The 14,606-nt window shown below is 65.7% G+C and carries 14 protein-coding genes and 1 pseudogene; 6 read left to right on the top strand and 9 right to left on the bottom strand.

The annotated features are described in order from the left end of the window. Window positions 1–136 precede the first annotated feature (136 nt). From HYG77_RS17930 to HYG77_RS17920, 3 genes are read left to right on the top strand one after another with little or no spacing between them, the layout of a single operon-like run. Window positions 137–976 carry a CoA ester lyase gene (locus HYG77_RS17930; RefSeq protein WP_208960100.1) on the top strand — a complete coding sequence of 280 codons (840 nt, stop codon included), beginning with the start codon at window positions 137–139 and terminating at the stop codon, window positions 974–976. Then, the gene (locus HYG77_RS17925) at window positions 973–1,980 is read left to right on the top strand and encodes a MaoC family dehydratase (RefSeq protein WP_208960099.1); all 1,008 of its coding nucleotides are present in this window, start codon (window positions 973–975) and stop codon (window positions 1,978–1,980) included. Before HYG77_RS17930 ends, HYG77_RS17925 begins: the two co-directional genes overlap by 4 nt. Before the next feature lie 25 nt (window positions 1,981–2,005). After that, window positions 2,006–3,214 carry a CoA transferase gene (locus HYG77_RS17920; protein WP_208960098.1) on the top strand — a complete coding sequence of 403 codons (1,209 nt, stop codon included), beginning with the start codon at window positions 2,006–2,008 and terminating at the stop codon, window positions 3,212–3,214. Window positions 3,215–3,223: 9 nt separating this feature from the next. On the opposite strand, the gene HYG77_RS17915 is transcribed toward HYG77_RS17920, so the two are convergent. Then, on the bottom strand, window positions 3,224–4,441 hold the full coding sequence (locus HYG77_RS17915; protein ID WP_244372934.1) for a hypothetical protein: 1,218 nt from the start codon (window positions 4,439–4,441) through the stop codon (window positions 3,224–3,226). A gap of 114 nt (window positions 4,442–4,555) precedes the next feature. Then, a complete protein-coding gene (locus tag HYG77_RS17910; protein ID WP_109334250.1) occupies window positions 4,556–5,194 on the bottom strand; it encodes a TetR/AcrR family transcriptional regulator in 639 nt (212 codons plus the stop codon). A 78-nt stretch (window positions 5,195–5,272) separates the two neighbouring features. Here HYG77_RS17910 and HYG77_RS17905 point away from each other — a divergent pair, with 78 nt between their 5' ends. Beyond that, entirely contained in the window at window positions 5,273–6,166 is an 894-nt protein-coding gene (locus HYG77_RS17905; protein ID WP_208960096.1) for an SDR family oxidoreductase, read from the top strand. Beyond that, a complete protein-coding gene (locus tag HYG77_RS17900) occupies window positions 6,163–7,689 on the top strand; it encodes an NAD(P)/FAD-dependent oxidoreductase (protein WP_208960095.1) in 1,527 nt (508 codons plus the stop codon). The genes HYG77_RS17905 and HYG77_RS17900 overlap by 4 nt, the downstream gene beginning before the upstream one ends. A gap of 14 nt (window positions 7,690–7,703) precedes the next feature. Here HYG77_RS17900 and HYG77_RS17895 read toward each other — a convergent pair whose 3' ends face one another. The 3 genes from HYG77_RS17895 to HYG77_RS17885 all read right to left on the bottom strand — a co-directional run bounded on the left by HYG77_RS17895 (window position 7,704) and on the right by HYG77_RS17885 (window position 9,647). After that, window positions 7,704–8,576 carry a hypothetical protein gene (locus tag HYG77_RS17895; protein WP_208960094.1) on the bottom strand — a complete coding sequence of 291 codons (873 nt, stop codon included), beginning with the start codon at window positions 8,574–8,576 and terminating at the stop codon, window positions 7,704–7,706. A 118-nt stretch (window positions 8,577–8,694) separates the two neighbouring features. After that, window positions 8,695–9,486, bottom strand: coding sequence for an SDR family NAD(P)-dependent oxidoreductase (locus tag HYG77_RS17890; protein ID WP_208960093.1), 792 nt, complete (start codon window positions 9,484–9,486; stop codon window positions 8,695–8,697). Between the two features lie 5 nt (window positions 9,487–9,491). Next, on the bottom strand, window positions 9,492–9,647 hold the full coding sequence (locus tag HYG77_RS17885) for a lipopolysaccharide assembly protein LapA domain-containing protein (protein WP_208960092.1): 156 nt from the start codon (window positions 9,645–9,647) through the stop codon (window positions 9,492–9,494). A gap of 331 nt (window positions 9,648–9,978) precedes the next feature. On the opposite strand from HYG77_RS17885, the gene HYG77_RS17880 reads away from it, so the two are divergent. After that, window positions 9,979–10,683, top strand: a complete 705-nt coding sequence (locus HYG77_RS17880; protein WP_208960091.1) for a hypothetical protein — start codon at window positions 9,979–9,981, stop codon at window positions 10,681–10,683. 3 nt (window positions 10,684–10,686) lie between these two features. Here HYG77_RS17880 and HYG77_RS17875 read toward each other — a convergent pair. The 4 genes and pseudogenes from HYG77_RS17875 to HYG77_RS17860 form a co-directional block, all read right to left on the bottom strand. Then, window positions 10,687–11,032: pseudogene (locus tag HYG77_RS17875) on the bottom strand (catalase); the annotation flags it as partial. 59 nt (window positions 11,033–11,091) lie between these two features. Next, window positions 11,092–12,006, bottom strand: coding sequence for an oxygenase MpaB family protein (locus tag HYG77_RS17870; protein ID WP_208960090.1), 915 nt, complete (start codon window positions 12,004–12,006; stop codon window positions 11,092–11,094). Then, window positions 12,003–12,677 (bottom strand): TetR/AcrR family transcriptional regulator, encoded by a 675-nt coding sequence (locus HYG77_RS17865; RefSeq protein ID WP_109334266.1) that lies wholly within the window; start codon window positions 12,675–12,677, stop codon window positions 12,003–12,005. The genes HYG77_RS17870 and HYG77_RS17865 overlap by 4 nt, the downstream gene beginning before the upstream one ends. A gap of 536 nt (window positions 12,678–13,213) precedes the next feature. Next, a complete protein-coding gene (locus HYG77_RS17860) occupies window positions 13,214–14,599 on the bottom strand; it encodes an acyl-CoA desaturase (protein WP_208960089.1) in 1,386 nt (461 codons plus the stop codon). Window positions 14,600–14,606: the final 7 nt, after the last annotated feature.

Genomic DNA, 14,606 nt, shown 5'->3' with positions numbered 1-14,606 from the left:
TAAGTCAAGAATCCGTCTTGACATAGCCGGTTAGGCCCTGCCAGCATCGTGTGCGGTCCTGAAGTTCTGGCCGTACATATCGGCCGTGCCCGGCTATCTCGAAACCCGGCAATCCCGAAACGAGGAATGAAGCATCGTGCAGAACCTCACCCGCAGGCGCGCCGTCCTGGTGGCCCCCGGATCCGACGAACGCAAAGCACTGAAGGCTTTGCAGTCGAACGCCGACGAGGTGGTCCTCGATCTCGAGGACGCCGTCGCACCGGCGAAGAAGGCTGCGGCCCGCGATCTCGTCTCTCGCCTCGTGCGCGAATCGGACGGCTCCCGGGCAGTCTCCGTCCGCATCAACGCGCTCACCACACCGTGGGCAGCGGACGACCTCGCCGCATGTGCCGAGCTCGGCCCCTCGTTGACGAGCATCGTCGTTCCCAAGACCGAGACGCACCAGGATCTGCAGGACGCCGCGGACGCCGTCGGGACCGTCCGACTCCAGGCGCTGGTGGAAACACCGCGCGGCGTACAGAACATCGATGCGATCTCACGGGCCGATCACCTCGATGCGGTCATCATCGGCTACGCCGATCTGGGTGCCGCACTGGGACGTTCCCGCGCAGCCCTCCCCGAGCACTGGCTCGTCATTCAGGAGGCGGTCCTCGTGGCCGCTCGCGCCGCAGGTATCCAGGCGATCGACGGCCCCTTCCTCAGCATCGCCGACGACGACGCCTTCCGGCACTCGGCGTCGTGGACGAGCGCCCTCGGATTCGACGGCAAGTGGGTGATCCACCCGAACCAGATCTCCTCTGGCGCCGCGGCATTCACTCCCTCGAACGCCGACGTCGAGAATGCGCGACGAGTGATCGACGCGCTCGCCGACGCGGAGGCGGCCGGAAACGGCGCCGCGCAACTCGACGGTCAGATGCTCGACGAGGCCGTCGCAGTTGCGGCACGACGGGTTCTCGCACAGGTGGGTGGACAATGACGATCACGCAGACGTACGTCGGTGGACCGTATTTCGACGAACTCGAGATCGGTCAGGTTTTCGATTCGGCTCCTGCCGTCACTCTGACCAGTGGCCTCTCGGCCACCCACCAGGCAATCCTCGGCGACCGGATTCGGCTGCCACTCGACACTCACCTGTCGCGGGCGGTCACCGGAGCGTCCGAGGGTGTGGCCAACCCGGGACTCGTGTGTGACCTTGCGATCGGACAGTCGACGGTGGCCACCCATCACGTGAAGGCCAACCTCTTTTACCGCGGCCTGCGGTTCCACCACTTCCCGCACCTGGGTGACACCCTCCATACCCGCACGGAAGTAGTGGGATTGCGCGAGAACTCCGCGAAACCCGGGCGGAAGCCCACGGGCCTCGCCGCCCTGCGGATGACGTCGACCGATCAGGACGGCCGGACGGTCCTCGACTTCTACCGCTGCGCGATGCTTCCCCTCTCCGAGAGCCCCGATGAGAACCGCGTCCGGAAGGCGGACGACCTGTCGGCCGTCGGTCCGCAATCGGAGCAGCCCTTCGGCGCACCGGAAGGATGGGATCTCGGCGTGTACCGCGAGAAGGTGCCCGGCGAACATTTCACCCCCGCCCTCGCCGGTGCGGTGTTCCGCAGCAGCGGTGATGTGGTGTCCAGCGCACCGGAACTCGCACGCCTGACCCTGAACATCGCGGCCACACACCACGACGAGCGCGTCGGCGCCGACGGCCGGCTCGTCTACGGCGGCCACACGATCGGAATCGCCCTCGGGCAGGCCACTCGCGCCCTGCCCAATCTCGTCACCGTCCTCGGCTGGAAGTCGTGCGATCACACCGGGCCCGTCCATGAGGGCGACACCCTCACCAGTGAACTCCGCGTCGAGAGCGCCGACGCCCTCGCCGCTGGGGGTGGACTACTCCACCTTCGGTCGCTGGTGTTCGCGCACAACGCCACAGCCTCCGACGTTCCCGTCCTCGACTGGCGTTTCACCGCCCTCATGGCCTGATCTCCACCATCAAGGAGCTTCTCTCGTGACTGCCCACACTCCCCTTGCCGGACTTCGGATCGTCGAGGTCTCCAGCTTCATCGCGTCCCCCCTGTGCGGGCTGACGCTGTCTCAGCTGGGGGCCGAGGTGATCCGGGTCGACCCCGTCGGCGGCTCCGCCTGCTACAAGCGCTGGCCGGTCACGAGTGACGGTGAGAGCATCTACTGGACCGGTCTCAACCGCGGTAAGCGGTCCGTGGCCGTCGACATGCGCAGCCCCGAGGGGCAGGAACTGGTGCAGCAACTGGTGACGGCCCCCGGTGCGGGTGGCGGAATCCTCGTCACCAACGCCGGTGGCCGTGACTGGCTCGCCCACGACGCGCTCAGCGCCCGGCGCTCCGACGTCATTACCCTCGAAGTTCTCGGTGGCACCGACGGTTCCCCCGCCGTCGACTACACCGTCAATGCGGGACTCGGTTTCCCGTCCATCACCGGTCCCACCGATCATGCCGGTGTCGTCAACCACGTCCTGCCCGCGTGGGACGTGGTGTGTGGGTTGTACGCCGCGCTGGCTGTTGCCGCCGCCGTCCGGCACCGCGACGCCACCGGTGAGGGCACCCACATCCGCCTGCCGCTCGAGGACGTCGCGCTCGCCACCGCCGGCACGCTCGGCTACCTCACCGAAGTCCAGATCAACGGCACCGGCAGGCCGGCGACCGGAAACTCCGTCTACGGCACGTACGGAACGGATTTCACCACCAGCGACGGCGAACGGTTCATGATCGTCGCCCTCACCCCACGTCACTTCCGTGACCTTGTCGCCGTCACCGGAACCACGGCCGCGGTGGAGGCACTCGCCACCGCACTCGACGTGGACTTCGCACGCGAAACCGATCGCTTCACCCACCGCGACGTCCTCACAGCCCTGTTCGCCCGCTGGTTCCGCGAACACACCGCAACCGAAGTGGCCGAGGCACTCTCGAAGACGTCCGTGCTCGCCGAGCGCTACCGCACCTTCGAGGAAGTGGTGAAGTCCGGTGAACTCGAGAAGAACCCGATGTTCACTCCCCTCGATCAGCCGCGCATCGGCACCTACCTCGCGTCCGGGCATCCCGCTTCGTTCGACGGCCACCATGCCACCGTCGCACCGGCATCCGCGGTGGGAGAAGACACCGCACAGGTCCTGAGGGACTGGCTCGGCACGCCGGAATCCGACATCGCCGCGCTGCACGAACGCGGAGTCGTCGCCGGCTGAGCGGAAGAACTACTGCGCCTCCACCAACTCCCAGCCGGTGCTGAGATCACACACGAGGTCGGGGATACGCCGGACGACGCGTTGGGTGTCGACGAAGTCCCGGAACGGCATCGCGAGAATCGCGTGCATCTCTCCGGGACGTGTCTCCACCAGCCGTTGGTAGGACGGAACGATATCGCTGACGATGTACTCCCAGCGTGGTTTTCGGTCCGCCCAGTTGAATTCGGGCAGGGGTGCCCGCAGTCGCAATTGGCGTCCGTCGATATACCCGGTCACCGACAGCGGTGCCGCCTTTCCCGGCGACCTCGAGCCGGGGACCGACGGTTGGGCGGCCACCGTGGTGGTGTAGGTCAGCGCCCTCCCCACTCCGTCGCGGGCCGCGGAGGTGGTGTCCCACTGGTCGGCGATGATCTGGTTCTGCTCGCGTGACGCCATCCGGAACAAGGCATCGGCGTATCCGGACTTCGTGCCCGAGAAGACACCTTCCCACGCGATCCTGGCGTTGTCGTCGAGCAAACGTGCCGCCGCGAACTCCTCGACTGCTGCCCGTCCACCGTTCAGGTACGCCTCGTGCATCGGCACCATGTCGAAGTAGATATGCTTCTGCATCATCAGCAGTCGCTTCTGATACCAGTCGACGTCCTCGGCTGTGATCGACGGCCCGACGGTTGCCAACGTCCTCACATCGGACGGTAGCCACGACAGCGCCTCGGCGGGCAAACCGCGGATCGACGATGCGACTGAGTTACCGAGGGCGTGGATGGCGTCGACGTCGAGCACGGTCCTGCCCATGTCGAGGTCCCAGAAACCGGCGGCGAACGAACCGCCGGCCATTCCCGCCATGCCCGACCAGTAGAGTTCGGCGCGCTCGCGTTGATAGCGGCCGTAGTTCTCGTAGACGCGATCGACGACGGTCGCATTGGCGATCAGTCCGGCATTCGGATCCCACGTCGCCAGATCGATGCCGGACGCTTCCGCTCCTCGGGCCAGCCAGTACTGGTGCAGCAGTGCCGAATACCGCACCGGGGCAATACCGTCGGCCCTGGCCGAGGACAGTGCGGTGCCGAGGACGGCCGGGTCGGTGGGCAGTCGTGGGTCGAGACCGCCGATCGCCTCGGCGTCGGCGTTGGACGGCGCGAGATCGATCAGACCGTCGTACCCAGCGGCGTGCGCGACGCCCTGACCTGGGACCGCCAGGGCTGCCACCCCCAGAAGTGCAGTGAGCAAGGCGCGAATCGCTGGTCTCCGACGCGAAGGCCGGTGGTCGGGCAGGCGCATAGAGATATCGAACAACATATATGTGATGCGGCGCGGTCGAATGGCGGAACTGTCCCGCTTCGATCAGTCGGTCAGGCGGCCCAGCACGGACGAGAGGATCGTGTGCGCGTCGGCGATGACCGCCTCGATGGGCTGAGGTTTCTCCGACAACACCCACTGCTGCGCGATCATCAGGACGGCACCGACGAGCCCGGTGGCGAGGGTGTGCAGATGGGGATCCGGCGCCCGATCGATCGCCGGATTGATGACGAAGAGAACGGCGTCGACGAACTCGAGGGTGACCCGGCGATAGGCGCGGTCCACTTCCGGCCCGACACCCAGAACCTCCTGGAACGCGATCCGCGGGATTCGGGGATCCTCGGCGACGGACTCGAAGAATGCGGTGAGGGCGCCTCGCACTCGGGTGTCGAGGTCGGCGGGGTCACGGCCGGCGCCGGCGAGCACATCCTCCCGCAACCGATCGGTCACCGTGCCATACGCCGCAAGCAACAGCGCCTCGCTGTCGGTGAAGGATTCGTAGAAGTAGCGCTTGGTGAGCCCGGCGACCGCACAGATCTTCCCGACCGTCGCCGAGCGGTATCCGGTAGTGCCGAACACCTCGACCGCGGCGTCGATCAAGCGCAGTCGGCGCTCTTCCTGACGTTGCTGGGGTCCCGCACCGCGGTAGGTGCGACCCGGCTCCTCTAGCCTGGGCGAACTCACGACCCAATATTGACACTGACCGGTTCCAGATACAAACTGACACCGGACGGTGCCAGATAACTACGCCAGGAGATCGCCATGCCCACGCTCAGGAACAAGGTCGCGCTCATCACGGGCGCCGCACGGGGCATCGGGGCAGACACCGCCCGTGCGCTCGCCGCGAAGGGCACCAAGCTCGTCCTGATCGACCTGGATGCTGCGCCCCTGCAGGCTCTGGTCACCGAACTCGGCGACGACGTTGCCCTCGCCACCGTCGCCGACGTGTGCGACCTGCCCGCGATGCAGAGAGCCGTCGACGCCGGGGTCGCGAAGTTCGGCGGCATCGACCTGGTGCTCGCGAACGCCGGAATCGCCAGCTACGGCTCGGTGTCGCAGGTAGACCCGGCCACCTTCAAGCGCGTTCTCGACATCAACATTCTCGGCGCCTTCCACACGGTCCGGGCCGCGCTCCCGTCCGTCATCGAACGCAAGGGCTACATACTTGTCGTCTCCTCGCTCGCCGCATTCACCGCCGCACCCGGCCTCGCCGCGTACTGCGCCAGCAAGGCCGGGGTCGAGCATTTCGCCAGCGCCCTTCGCCTCGAACTCGCTCACCTCGGTGTAGCGGTCGGATCGGCGCACATGTCGTGGATCGACACGCCACTCGTCCAGGACGCGAAGGCGGATCTGTCGGCGTTCAATCAGCTCCTCGCCGTTCTGCCCGGCCCCCTCGGGAAGACGACGTCGGTACAGGCGTGCGTCGACGCCTTCGTTCATGCCCTGTCTCGCCGCAAGCGCCGCGTGTACGTACCCCGCTGGGTCGGGCCGGTGGGCTGGTTCAAAGCGGTGGTCACCTCCAGGATCGGCGATCGCGCGGTCCTGCCCCACATCCCGCGGATTCTTCCGTTGATGGACGAAGAGGTGGCCGCCCTCGGCCGGTCCACCTCCGCGCGCAACGTTGCGCTCGACGACGTGGCGGTCGACCCGTCATGACGTCCACCGACACCGCCGCCGACCTATCCGACACCGAGCGCGCAGTCGAGCATCTCGATGTGATCGTGATAGGCGCCGGCCTCTCCGGAATCGGCGCCGCGTACCACCTGCAGGACAAGTTCCCTGGCCGCACGTATGCGATCCTCGAGGGCCGCGACGCGATCGGTGGCACCTGGGACCTGTTCCGCTACCCCGGAATTCGTTCCGACTCCGACATGTACACCCTCGGCTACCGGTTCCGGCCCTGGGAGAACGACAAGTCGATCGCCGACGGCTCCTCCATCCTCGAGTACGTACGCACAACGGCCGCCGAGGCCGGCATCGATCGCCACATCCGGTTCGGACATCAGGTTGTCCGAGCCGAATGGTCGAGCGCCTCCTCGACGTGGACGGTCGAGGCCGAACGCACGGACTCCGGCGAGAAGATAACGCTGACAGCGGATTTTCTCTTCTCCTGCAGCGGCTATTACCGGTACGACGAGGGCTACACCCCGGATTTCCCGGGGCTGGAACGATTCGACGGCCAGGTGGTGCATCCCCAGCAGTGGCCCGAGGATCTCGACTACGCCGGCAAGCGTGTCGTCGTCATCGGTAGCGGCGCGACCGCGGTGACCCTCGCGCCGTCGATGGCGGCCGAGGCCGAGCACGTCACCATGCTGCAGCGCTCGCCCACGTACATCCTCTCCATGCCGGCCGAGGATGCGCTGGCCAACCGCTTCCGCAAGCACCTTCCCGCGCGCGTCGCCTACGGCCTTACGCGGCTGAAGAACGCGTCGGTCGCGGTCGCGATATACCAACTGTGCCAGCGTTATCCGGAGTTCATGAAGGGCCGTATCCGGCAACTGCAGACGAAGTGGCTTCCTCACGGTTACGACATCGACACCCACTTCACGCCGCGATACAACCCGTGGGATCAGCGTCTGTGCCTCGTCCCCAACGGAGACCTGTTCCGTGCCATCCGTCATGGTGAGGTGTCAATCGTCACCGATCACATCGACAGCTTCACGAGGAACGGCATCGCCCTGAAGTCGGGCGAGGAACTGAAGGCAGACATCGTGGTGACCGCCACCGGGTTGAATTTGCTTGCTTTCGGCGGAATGACGCTCGCCGTCGACGGCCGCGACATCGATCTCGCGGACACGATGGCTTACAAGGGCATGATGCTCAGCGGCGTACCCAATTTCGCGTTCGTCATCGGGTACACCAACGCATCGTGGACCCTGAAGGCGGACCTCGTGTGTGAGTACGTGTGCCGTCTTCTCGAGCACATGGACGAGAAGGGGTACACGAACTGCGTGCCCGAACGTGACGCGTCCGTCGACGAAGAACCGTTCCTCGACTTCGCCGCGGGTTACGTACTCCGCTCGGTGGAGTCGTTCCCGAAGCAGGGTTCGAAAGCCCCGTGGCGGCTGCGCATGAACTACTTCCGCGACCTCGTCACTTTCCGCCACGGCAAGATCGTCGACGACGCGATGACCTTCCGTGGGTCACGGCCGCCCCGTTCGCTCACGACAGGACACTGATTTCGCCCAAGCAGTCACGGGGCGGGAAGGATGTCCGCCGGGAGCGTCCATTCGGGTGGGATGGCCGTGGCCAGCTGACTGACGAGGGGATTGTCGGTGGTGTCGAGACACTCGATCAGCTCGCGCACCGGCACCTGGTCCGGCGCAGACGTCGGCTCGGGACCGAAGGCTCCCAGCACGTCGGATGTGTGCTGTTCCTTGCTCCCATAGGTGTTGGCGGCCACCGAGAAGTCGGGACCGAACGAGGCCGATGCGACGATGTCCGGTCCGTAGTCGGACCAGCCCCATTTGGTGCCGACGACGGAGGGAAGCGTGCTCGTTCCCCAGTCCTGGGTCGTTCCGTCCGCCGCGACGGGGGCGGCGGTGGCCATCCAGCGGAGAATAGGACTCGACGGGTCGGTGGCCTTCTTCGCCTCCAGGAAGGTGACGGTGTCGGCCGTGCTGGTGCTCGAGTTGCCCCAGAAGGCGGCGCCTCGCGTTGCAGTGAGACCGTACTCGCGGGCCACGGCGTCGATGGAGTGCGGATACTTGGCGTACGCCTGGGAGGCGGCGCCGTCGTCGCTGTCCCGAATCATGCGCTGACCGAGCTCACGGTCCTCGGCAGAACCGTCTCCGTGCCGGAGCATGTAGTCGGCCACATACAGTTTGACGGTCGACAGGCCGGGTCGGGCCTCCGCGGAGTTGGCGGTACCCACCCGCGTTCCGCTGGGTGAGTGCGCGAAAGACAGCGAGGTACGGTCGGGGACGGTGTCGAACCCATCCGGTGAGGGAGCGGCGTTCACCGAACCGGATTGGGCGGCCACTCCACCGCCGAGGAGGACTGCCACGGCTGCACAACGCGCGCAGAGCTTCTTCGCGCCTGCGGGGGTGAAATGGGGAAAACGCATAGTTGCGGGTACCCGCAGCGGGGACGGTGACACATCCCTGCCGGCGCGAGCAGTGCCCGCCGCGAACAACTCGACGCCCTTATGAGTGTGATACCTACTGTGGACTGAGCGTGTCAGGTCACCGGCCGGATCCTGGTTTGGCGAGTAGACGATGCGCTGCCGCCTTGACCGCGTCCGGGGTCACCGTGTTCACCGCCGCCATCGCCTTGGACATGATCGACCCGGCCACTACTTTGCGCTCACCCTTCATCATGGCCTCGTAGCCCTGCTTGGCGACCTCGGCGGGATCATCCTTGGGACCTTGACCGAGCTTGGTGTCGTCGAGCTCGGCGCGGCTGAAGAAGTGGGTGTCCGTGGGCCCGGGCATCAATGACGTGATGGTGACCGGGCTGTCTTTCAGCTCCCCTTGCAGCCCCTCCGCGAACGACTGCACAAACGACTTGGACGCGTTGTAGACGGCTTGATACGGACCGGGCATCGTGGAGGCCACGGACGAGGTGATCAGTATCCGCCCCGCACCACGGGAGACCATGTCGTCGAGCACGAGTTTGGTCAGGTGCACGGTCGACCTCACATTGAGGTCGATGATGGCGAACGTGTCGGCGAGGTCGGTGTCGACGAAGGCGCCGCCATGTCCCACACCGGCATTGAGTGCAGCGGCAGCGAGCGGGCGGCCGTCTGTGGTGATCGCCTCCCACACCGACGCCACACCCTGTTCGGTGCGCAGATCGGTGCGCACAGGTATCACACCGGCACCCGTCGACCTCAGTTCGGCGACGGCGGAGTCCAGGGCTTCGGAGTCCGCCACGACGACGAGGTCGTAACCGTCCTTGACGAACAATCTGGTCAGTTCGAGCCCGATCCCCCGGGACGCTCCGGTGACGAGAGCCAGTGGGCGTGCCATGGTCATAGTTCTCACCCCTCCGTGGTGTGGTTTCTCCGTCTACGGAGCCGCAGAATTGCCGAGGTCAGCATGCCGAGAATGAAGCCGAGAACTGCGGCGAGTAGTAAGGACAGCCCCAAAGCGAGGTCCAGATCCCAGCCGAAGTTGCTGGTGTCCCCGTTCTGCACGACGAACACGATCAGCGCTGCAAGGACGACGAGCGCGAATGGTCGTGAGTACCGCGGGTACGGAAGTGCGGCGCTTGACGGTGGTGGTCTGTCCAGCCGTTCCCGTGGGAACGTACGGTTGCTCGGTCACGAAAGAACCCCTCTTCACTGGGAGAAACAGTCGGCGATCACGGTGCCGAATACCCAGGTGCCGGCATCTCACACCGGCATATTTACCTCACACCGGCAGATCAGGGTGCGGTCGGAGTTGTGCGGGGAACACGGGTCACCGACGATGGAACAAGACTCATCTGACGCAGGTTTCCGCACACCTCACCGAGGAGAAGGCACCATGGGCGATTCTGGACGAGCACTCGACACCGTACGCAGCGCATTCGTGGGTCCGTTCCGCATTGCCGCGTCCGTCCGCCATGCACGGGTGTTCCACCCCAAGGGGCTGGTTATCGGCGGCACAGTCGAATTCAACTCGTCCTGGTGGCCGGGACGTACCCGAATCTCGTTGCCGGTGACCGCGCGGATGTCCGGTGGAATCGGTACTCCGTCCATGATCCCCGACGTACTGGGTCTCGCTCTGCGGATCGACCTGGATGAGGGCCCCACGCCGTGGGATCTGCTGTTGGCGAGCTCGGGCACCTCGTCGCTGACCCGCATGCTGCCGCTTCCTGCCACGGGATGGAACACCGCCCGATACAGCAGTCTCATGCCGCTCTCCTCGACGGGCGGACCGCCCACCTGGGTGCTTGCCGAACCGGTCGGTGAGCACCCGCCGACGACGTCGATCAACGCACTCGCCGATGCCCTCGCGATCGCGCCGCTCGCGTTCTCCTTACAACTGACTACTTTCACCAATTCACCCACGCCGTCAGGGCGTGTCGTGCTGAGCGATGTGCGCGACCTCGCGGATGACGAACAACCGTCTTTCGATCCGGTAGTGAACTGCCCACCCTCGATCGCGTTGCGGCCCGAGTGGCTTGCCGCAGCGCGGATTGGGGCGTATCGGGGCAGTCGCCGAGGTCGGGGCGCTACCGACGAATAGCGGTCAGGGCTTGTCCGGGTCGAGTGCTTCCTTGACCTTGCCGACGAGACCCCTTTTCCGTGCCCAGTGCGCTCGAGGCCGGGTCACCCAGGCTCCCGTCGTACGTCGGATAGAGCTTCGGATCCGGAGCGGGCGCACCGCCCTTGCCTCCCAGCGGCTGCGGGTCCGCGAGGAACCGATTCTCGTGGACGCCGTCGGGTGCCGGACCCGACGCCCAGCGCCCCTGATCACACGTCGTGCCATCGGACATGTGCCACAACGTTTCTGCGTGCTCGCTGTATTCCTCGTCGAACAACGCGTTCGGGGCGATACTGCCCTCGAGTCCGTCCGCCTTCAACTCCTCGATCGCCCCAGTCCGCCCCGAGGACCGAGATACTGCTTACGAGAAAATGATTGACGGTGGCGGGTCTATCCGGCGTCCGCCTGGTAGCCGATGGTGTCGAAGTCGGGGTCGGGGCCGACGCGGCTGAAGCTGTTCACCCAGGTTCGGTCGAGGCGGAAGCGGTCGATGGGCCTGACGGTGCGCAGCGCTCGCACGGCGGCGCGGAGCGCGGGTCTGTGGACGGGCCGCGGTGCACTCACCCCGAGCAGGTCCCGTACTTCCGGTTTGAGGGTGTCGATGACCAAATGCCGGATCGCCGGCCGCAGCGGTCGCGGGACATATGCACTGATGCCGCGAAGCTGTCCCTTGAAACTCTCGGCGGCGGCGATCGTCGGGGTGAAGGTGCGACGTTCGTAATCGTCGATCCAGTCGAGGAACTCGGCGCGGGTTTCCGGGACATCGCGCAGGCGCATGCCGCGGGCGACGCCCAACCAGAAGTTGAACCGGGCGTCGTTCTCCTTGTCGGTGAACCAGCGGTGTCCCACGGCCTTGGCGAATCGTTCGGGATCGAAGATCAGCATTCCCAGGACATGGACCTGGGTCTCGTTGCCGACGCCCTTGACCTGGCGATGAATGTCCTGGACCCGGTCGAACACCGCCTGCGCCTGCGGACTGCGGTGGCCGCGACGCATGAACTCGCCGAAGAACGTGAGGGTGTCGCGGTCACGCCGAACCGGTGTGCGGATCTGATCACCGGCGCCTTCGCGCCAGATCCGGTTCGCCACCGCCGGATTGCCGAGCGTTCGGGCGAATCCAGACGTGTACGCCATGTAGGCGAACAGCGGTGGAATGAGGACGTCCATGCTCAGATGGGTGATCTCGACATCGTGATCGATGGGGTCGAGGGAGTCGATCATCCGCATGATCTGCGCACCGCTCGCCCTCCTCGGCTCCCAGTACTGCGGAAGTGGATTTGCGGGGGTGGTGTTCTGCGGCGTCATGGTGATCCTTCATCGGTGGCGGTTCGGGTAGTTGCGGCAAGCCCGGTGACGACGATGTGGCGGGCCTGTTGCAGACATGCCTGCGCATCGGCGCGATCGAGCGCCGCCGCGTCACGGCGCAGGGTCAGTGCAGCCACGCCGTTCCATGCGCCGAACAGGAAATGGGCCAGCAGTCGGGCATCGACCGGGCCGGCCTCCCCGCAGTGCACGGCGTCCTCGATCCGGGACTGGAATGCCGCCCGCAACGCTTCGATTCGTGTGGACACGACCTGCTCGACCGCACCCGCAGCTCCGTCGGCCGGTTCGGTCGCGAGATAACGCACGAACACAGGGTTGTCGAGCAGGAACTGCATGTAGGCGGTGCCGGCGGCGGCCACCTGCTCCAGAGGCGAGGTGCTCGCGTCGAACGCCGCGGTCAGGTAACCGGTCGCCCGTTCGGCGACGCGTTCGGCCACCGCGACCGCGATCCCGTCTTTACTGCCGAAGTGCACGTAGACCGAACCGACCGAGACATCCGCAGCTTCGGCGATGTCGTCGATCCGGACCGCATCATGTGGCTTCGCCGCCATCAGGCCCTCCGCGGCATCGAGCAGCGCAGTCCGGGTACGCATCCGCCGACGGGCACCGCGCGGCAACGCCGGGCCGCCTCCCGTATTTGTAGTGGCGTTCATAACTGAACCGTACAACAAACCTGAGCGACACTTCAACCAACCGTCTGAGCTCGCGATCTGATCTCGCGAGATGGTTCGAAAGACATCGCTGAAAGCGAGCTTTCGAAACGTGGGCACAGGTGCAGATGGATGGGTGACCTCGGCGCTCTGCTGCGCGGGCGGCGGCCAACGTTCGGGTGCGCTCCGCGGCGCAGAGCATGCATCAGCGGCAGTATGGTTTCCCGCGAGACCGGGGTGCCGAGCGCCTCCTGGCTGCCAGACGCTTGCCCGGAAATGCCCTCGCCGCTCTGCCTCTCACCGGATTGGACCGTTCACGGGATCGACTGGATCAGGTGTCCCGCCGGGCGCACTCCCCCTTGGCCGTGGGGTGCCGTCGAACGAGCCATGCGCTCGCGACGGTCGCCGGTGCCATCGAGCACCTGCCACCATTGCGTAGCGGCGATGATCCTTCCACCCGCGCCTGACCCTGGTTTGCGACCGACGCCAGGAAGGGCAGACGTCCAAACGTAAACTACGGCACCCGGCGCGCCCGCCTGTCAGTCCCGCGGTGGCGGAGTCACTTCCACTCCGCCGGAGTCGTGTTCGGGTCCGGCGGCAGGGTTGTCGGCGGGTACGCGGCTACGGAACGCCGCCGCCTCGCTTCGTTTGCCGGCGTCGGTGCCCTTCTCCCCGCGGTACGGTCCTGGCTTCGGACGCGGCTTCCCGCCCGGGAATGCCAACCGCAGGATCGTCCGGTGCACCATTCCCCACTGCTGCATCAACGGTCCCGAGTTGTACGGCAATTGGTACCGTTCGCAGATGTCCTTCACCTTCGGTGCCACCTCCGAATAGCGGGTGCTCGGCATATCCGGGTAGAGATGGTGTTCGACCTGATACCCGAGGTTGCCGCTGATGATGTGGAACAGCGGGCTGCCGTCGATGTTGGCGGCGCCCACCAGTTGACGCACATACCAGCCGCCCCGGGTTTCGTCCTCCACTTCCTTCTCACTGAAGGTGTACGTCTGATCCGGGAAGTGACCGCAAAAGATGATTCCGTGCGCCCACACGTTACGGATGATGTTGGCGGTGAAGTCGGCCAGCGCGGTGGCGAGAAAGGTCCGCTCCATTCCGGGCAACATGCGGTCGAACACGTCCGCGACCGACGACCACCGGCCGCGAGCCCGATTGCCGCGCAGCAGTCGGCCCGCTTTCGACGTTGCCGGTTGACCGAGTCGCCCGCGGGCGGCGAGTTGTGCGAGCCCGAAGGCGCCTGCGCTGATCAAGGGCCAGCCGACATAGTCCTTCACGACCTGGGCGCGAGCCTTTCCGCCGATCCCTTTGAGGTCCTGCCACACTTCCTTCAACGGCTTCGCACCGGAGCGGACCGCCTCGAGGTCCATGTCGTGGAGCGCGACACCCCATTCGAAAAATGCCATCAGCACGACGTTGTAGAACGGCTGGGCGAGATAGACGGGGTGCCACCGCTGGTTCGGGTCGATCCGCATGATCTCGTATCCGAGGTCTTTGTCCTTCCCCCGGATATTGGTGTACGTGTGGTGAATGTAGTTGTGCGAATGCTTCCACGCCTTCGCTGTCGACGCCGTGTCCCAGTCCCACGTGGACGAATGGATATAGGGGTCGTTCATCCAGTCCCACTGGCCGTGCATCACGTTGTGGCCGATTTCCATGTTCTCGAGAATCTTCGCCATTCCCAGACACGCGGTCCCGGCCAGCCAGGCAGGTTTGCTGACCGAACCGAGCAACAGAACGCGACCGGCGACCGCCAGCTGACGTTGCGCGGCGATGACGGACTTGATGTATCTGCGGTCGCGTTCACCGAGATCGGCGTAGATCTCGTCGTGGATGGCGTCGAACTCGCGTCCGAGCGCCTCGATGGTGTCGTCACTCAAATGTGCGAGCGGGCTCTCGATGTCGATACTCACCAGCAGG

Origin of the sequence: Rhodococcus sp. ZPP (assembly GCF_017656075.1) — a bacterium.
Lineage (GTDB): Bacteria > Actinomycetota > Actinomycetes > Mycobacteriales > Mycobacteriaceae > Rhodococcus_F > Rhodococcus_F oxybenzonivorans.
The sequence above is the reverse complement of the archived record's forward strand: the minus strand, read 5'-3'. Positions and strand labels throughout refer to the sequence as shown.

What these genes read in the sequence shown, in the direction of transcription:
- HYG77_RS17880 (WP_208960091.1), top strand. Translation starts at nt 9,979, where the DNA reads ATGGGCGATTCTGGACGAGCACTCGACACCGTACGCAGCGCATTCGTG.
- HYG77_RS17905 (WP_208960096.1), top strand. Translation starts at nt 5,273, where the DNA reads ATGCCCACGCTCAGGAACAAGGTCGCGCTCATCACGGGCGCCGCACGG.
- HYG77_RS17925 (WP_208960099.1), top strand. Translation starts at nt 973, where the DNA reads ATGACGATCACGCAGACGTACGTCGGTGGACCGTATTTCGACGAACTC.
- HYG77_RS17890 (WP_208960093.1), bottom strand. Translation starts at nt 9,486, where the DNA reads ATGACCATGGCACGCCCACTGGCTCTCGTCACCGGAGCGTCCCGGGGG.
- HYG77_RS17900 (WP_208960095.1), top strand. Translation starts at nt 6,163, where the DNA reads ATGACGTCCACCGACACCGCCGCCGACCTATCCGACACCGAGCGCGCA.
- HYG77_RS17895 (WP_208960094.1), bottom strand. Translation starts at nt 8,576, where the DNA reads ATGCGTTTTCCCCATTTCACCCCCGCAGGCGCGAAGAAGCTCTGCGCG.
- HYG77_RS17870 (WP_208960090.1), bottom strand. Translation starts at nt 12,006, where the DNA reads ATGACGCCGCAGAACACCACCCCCGCAAATCCACTTCCGCAGTACTGG.
- HYG77_RS17865 (WP_109334266.1), bottom strand. Translation starts at nt 12,677, where the DNA reads ATGAACGCCACTACAAATACGGGAGGCGGCCCGGCGTTGCCGCGCGGT.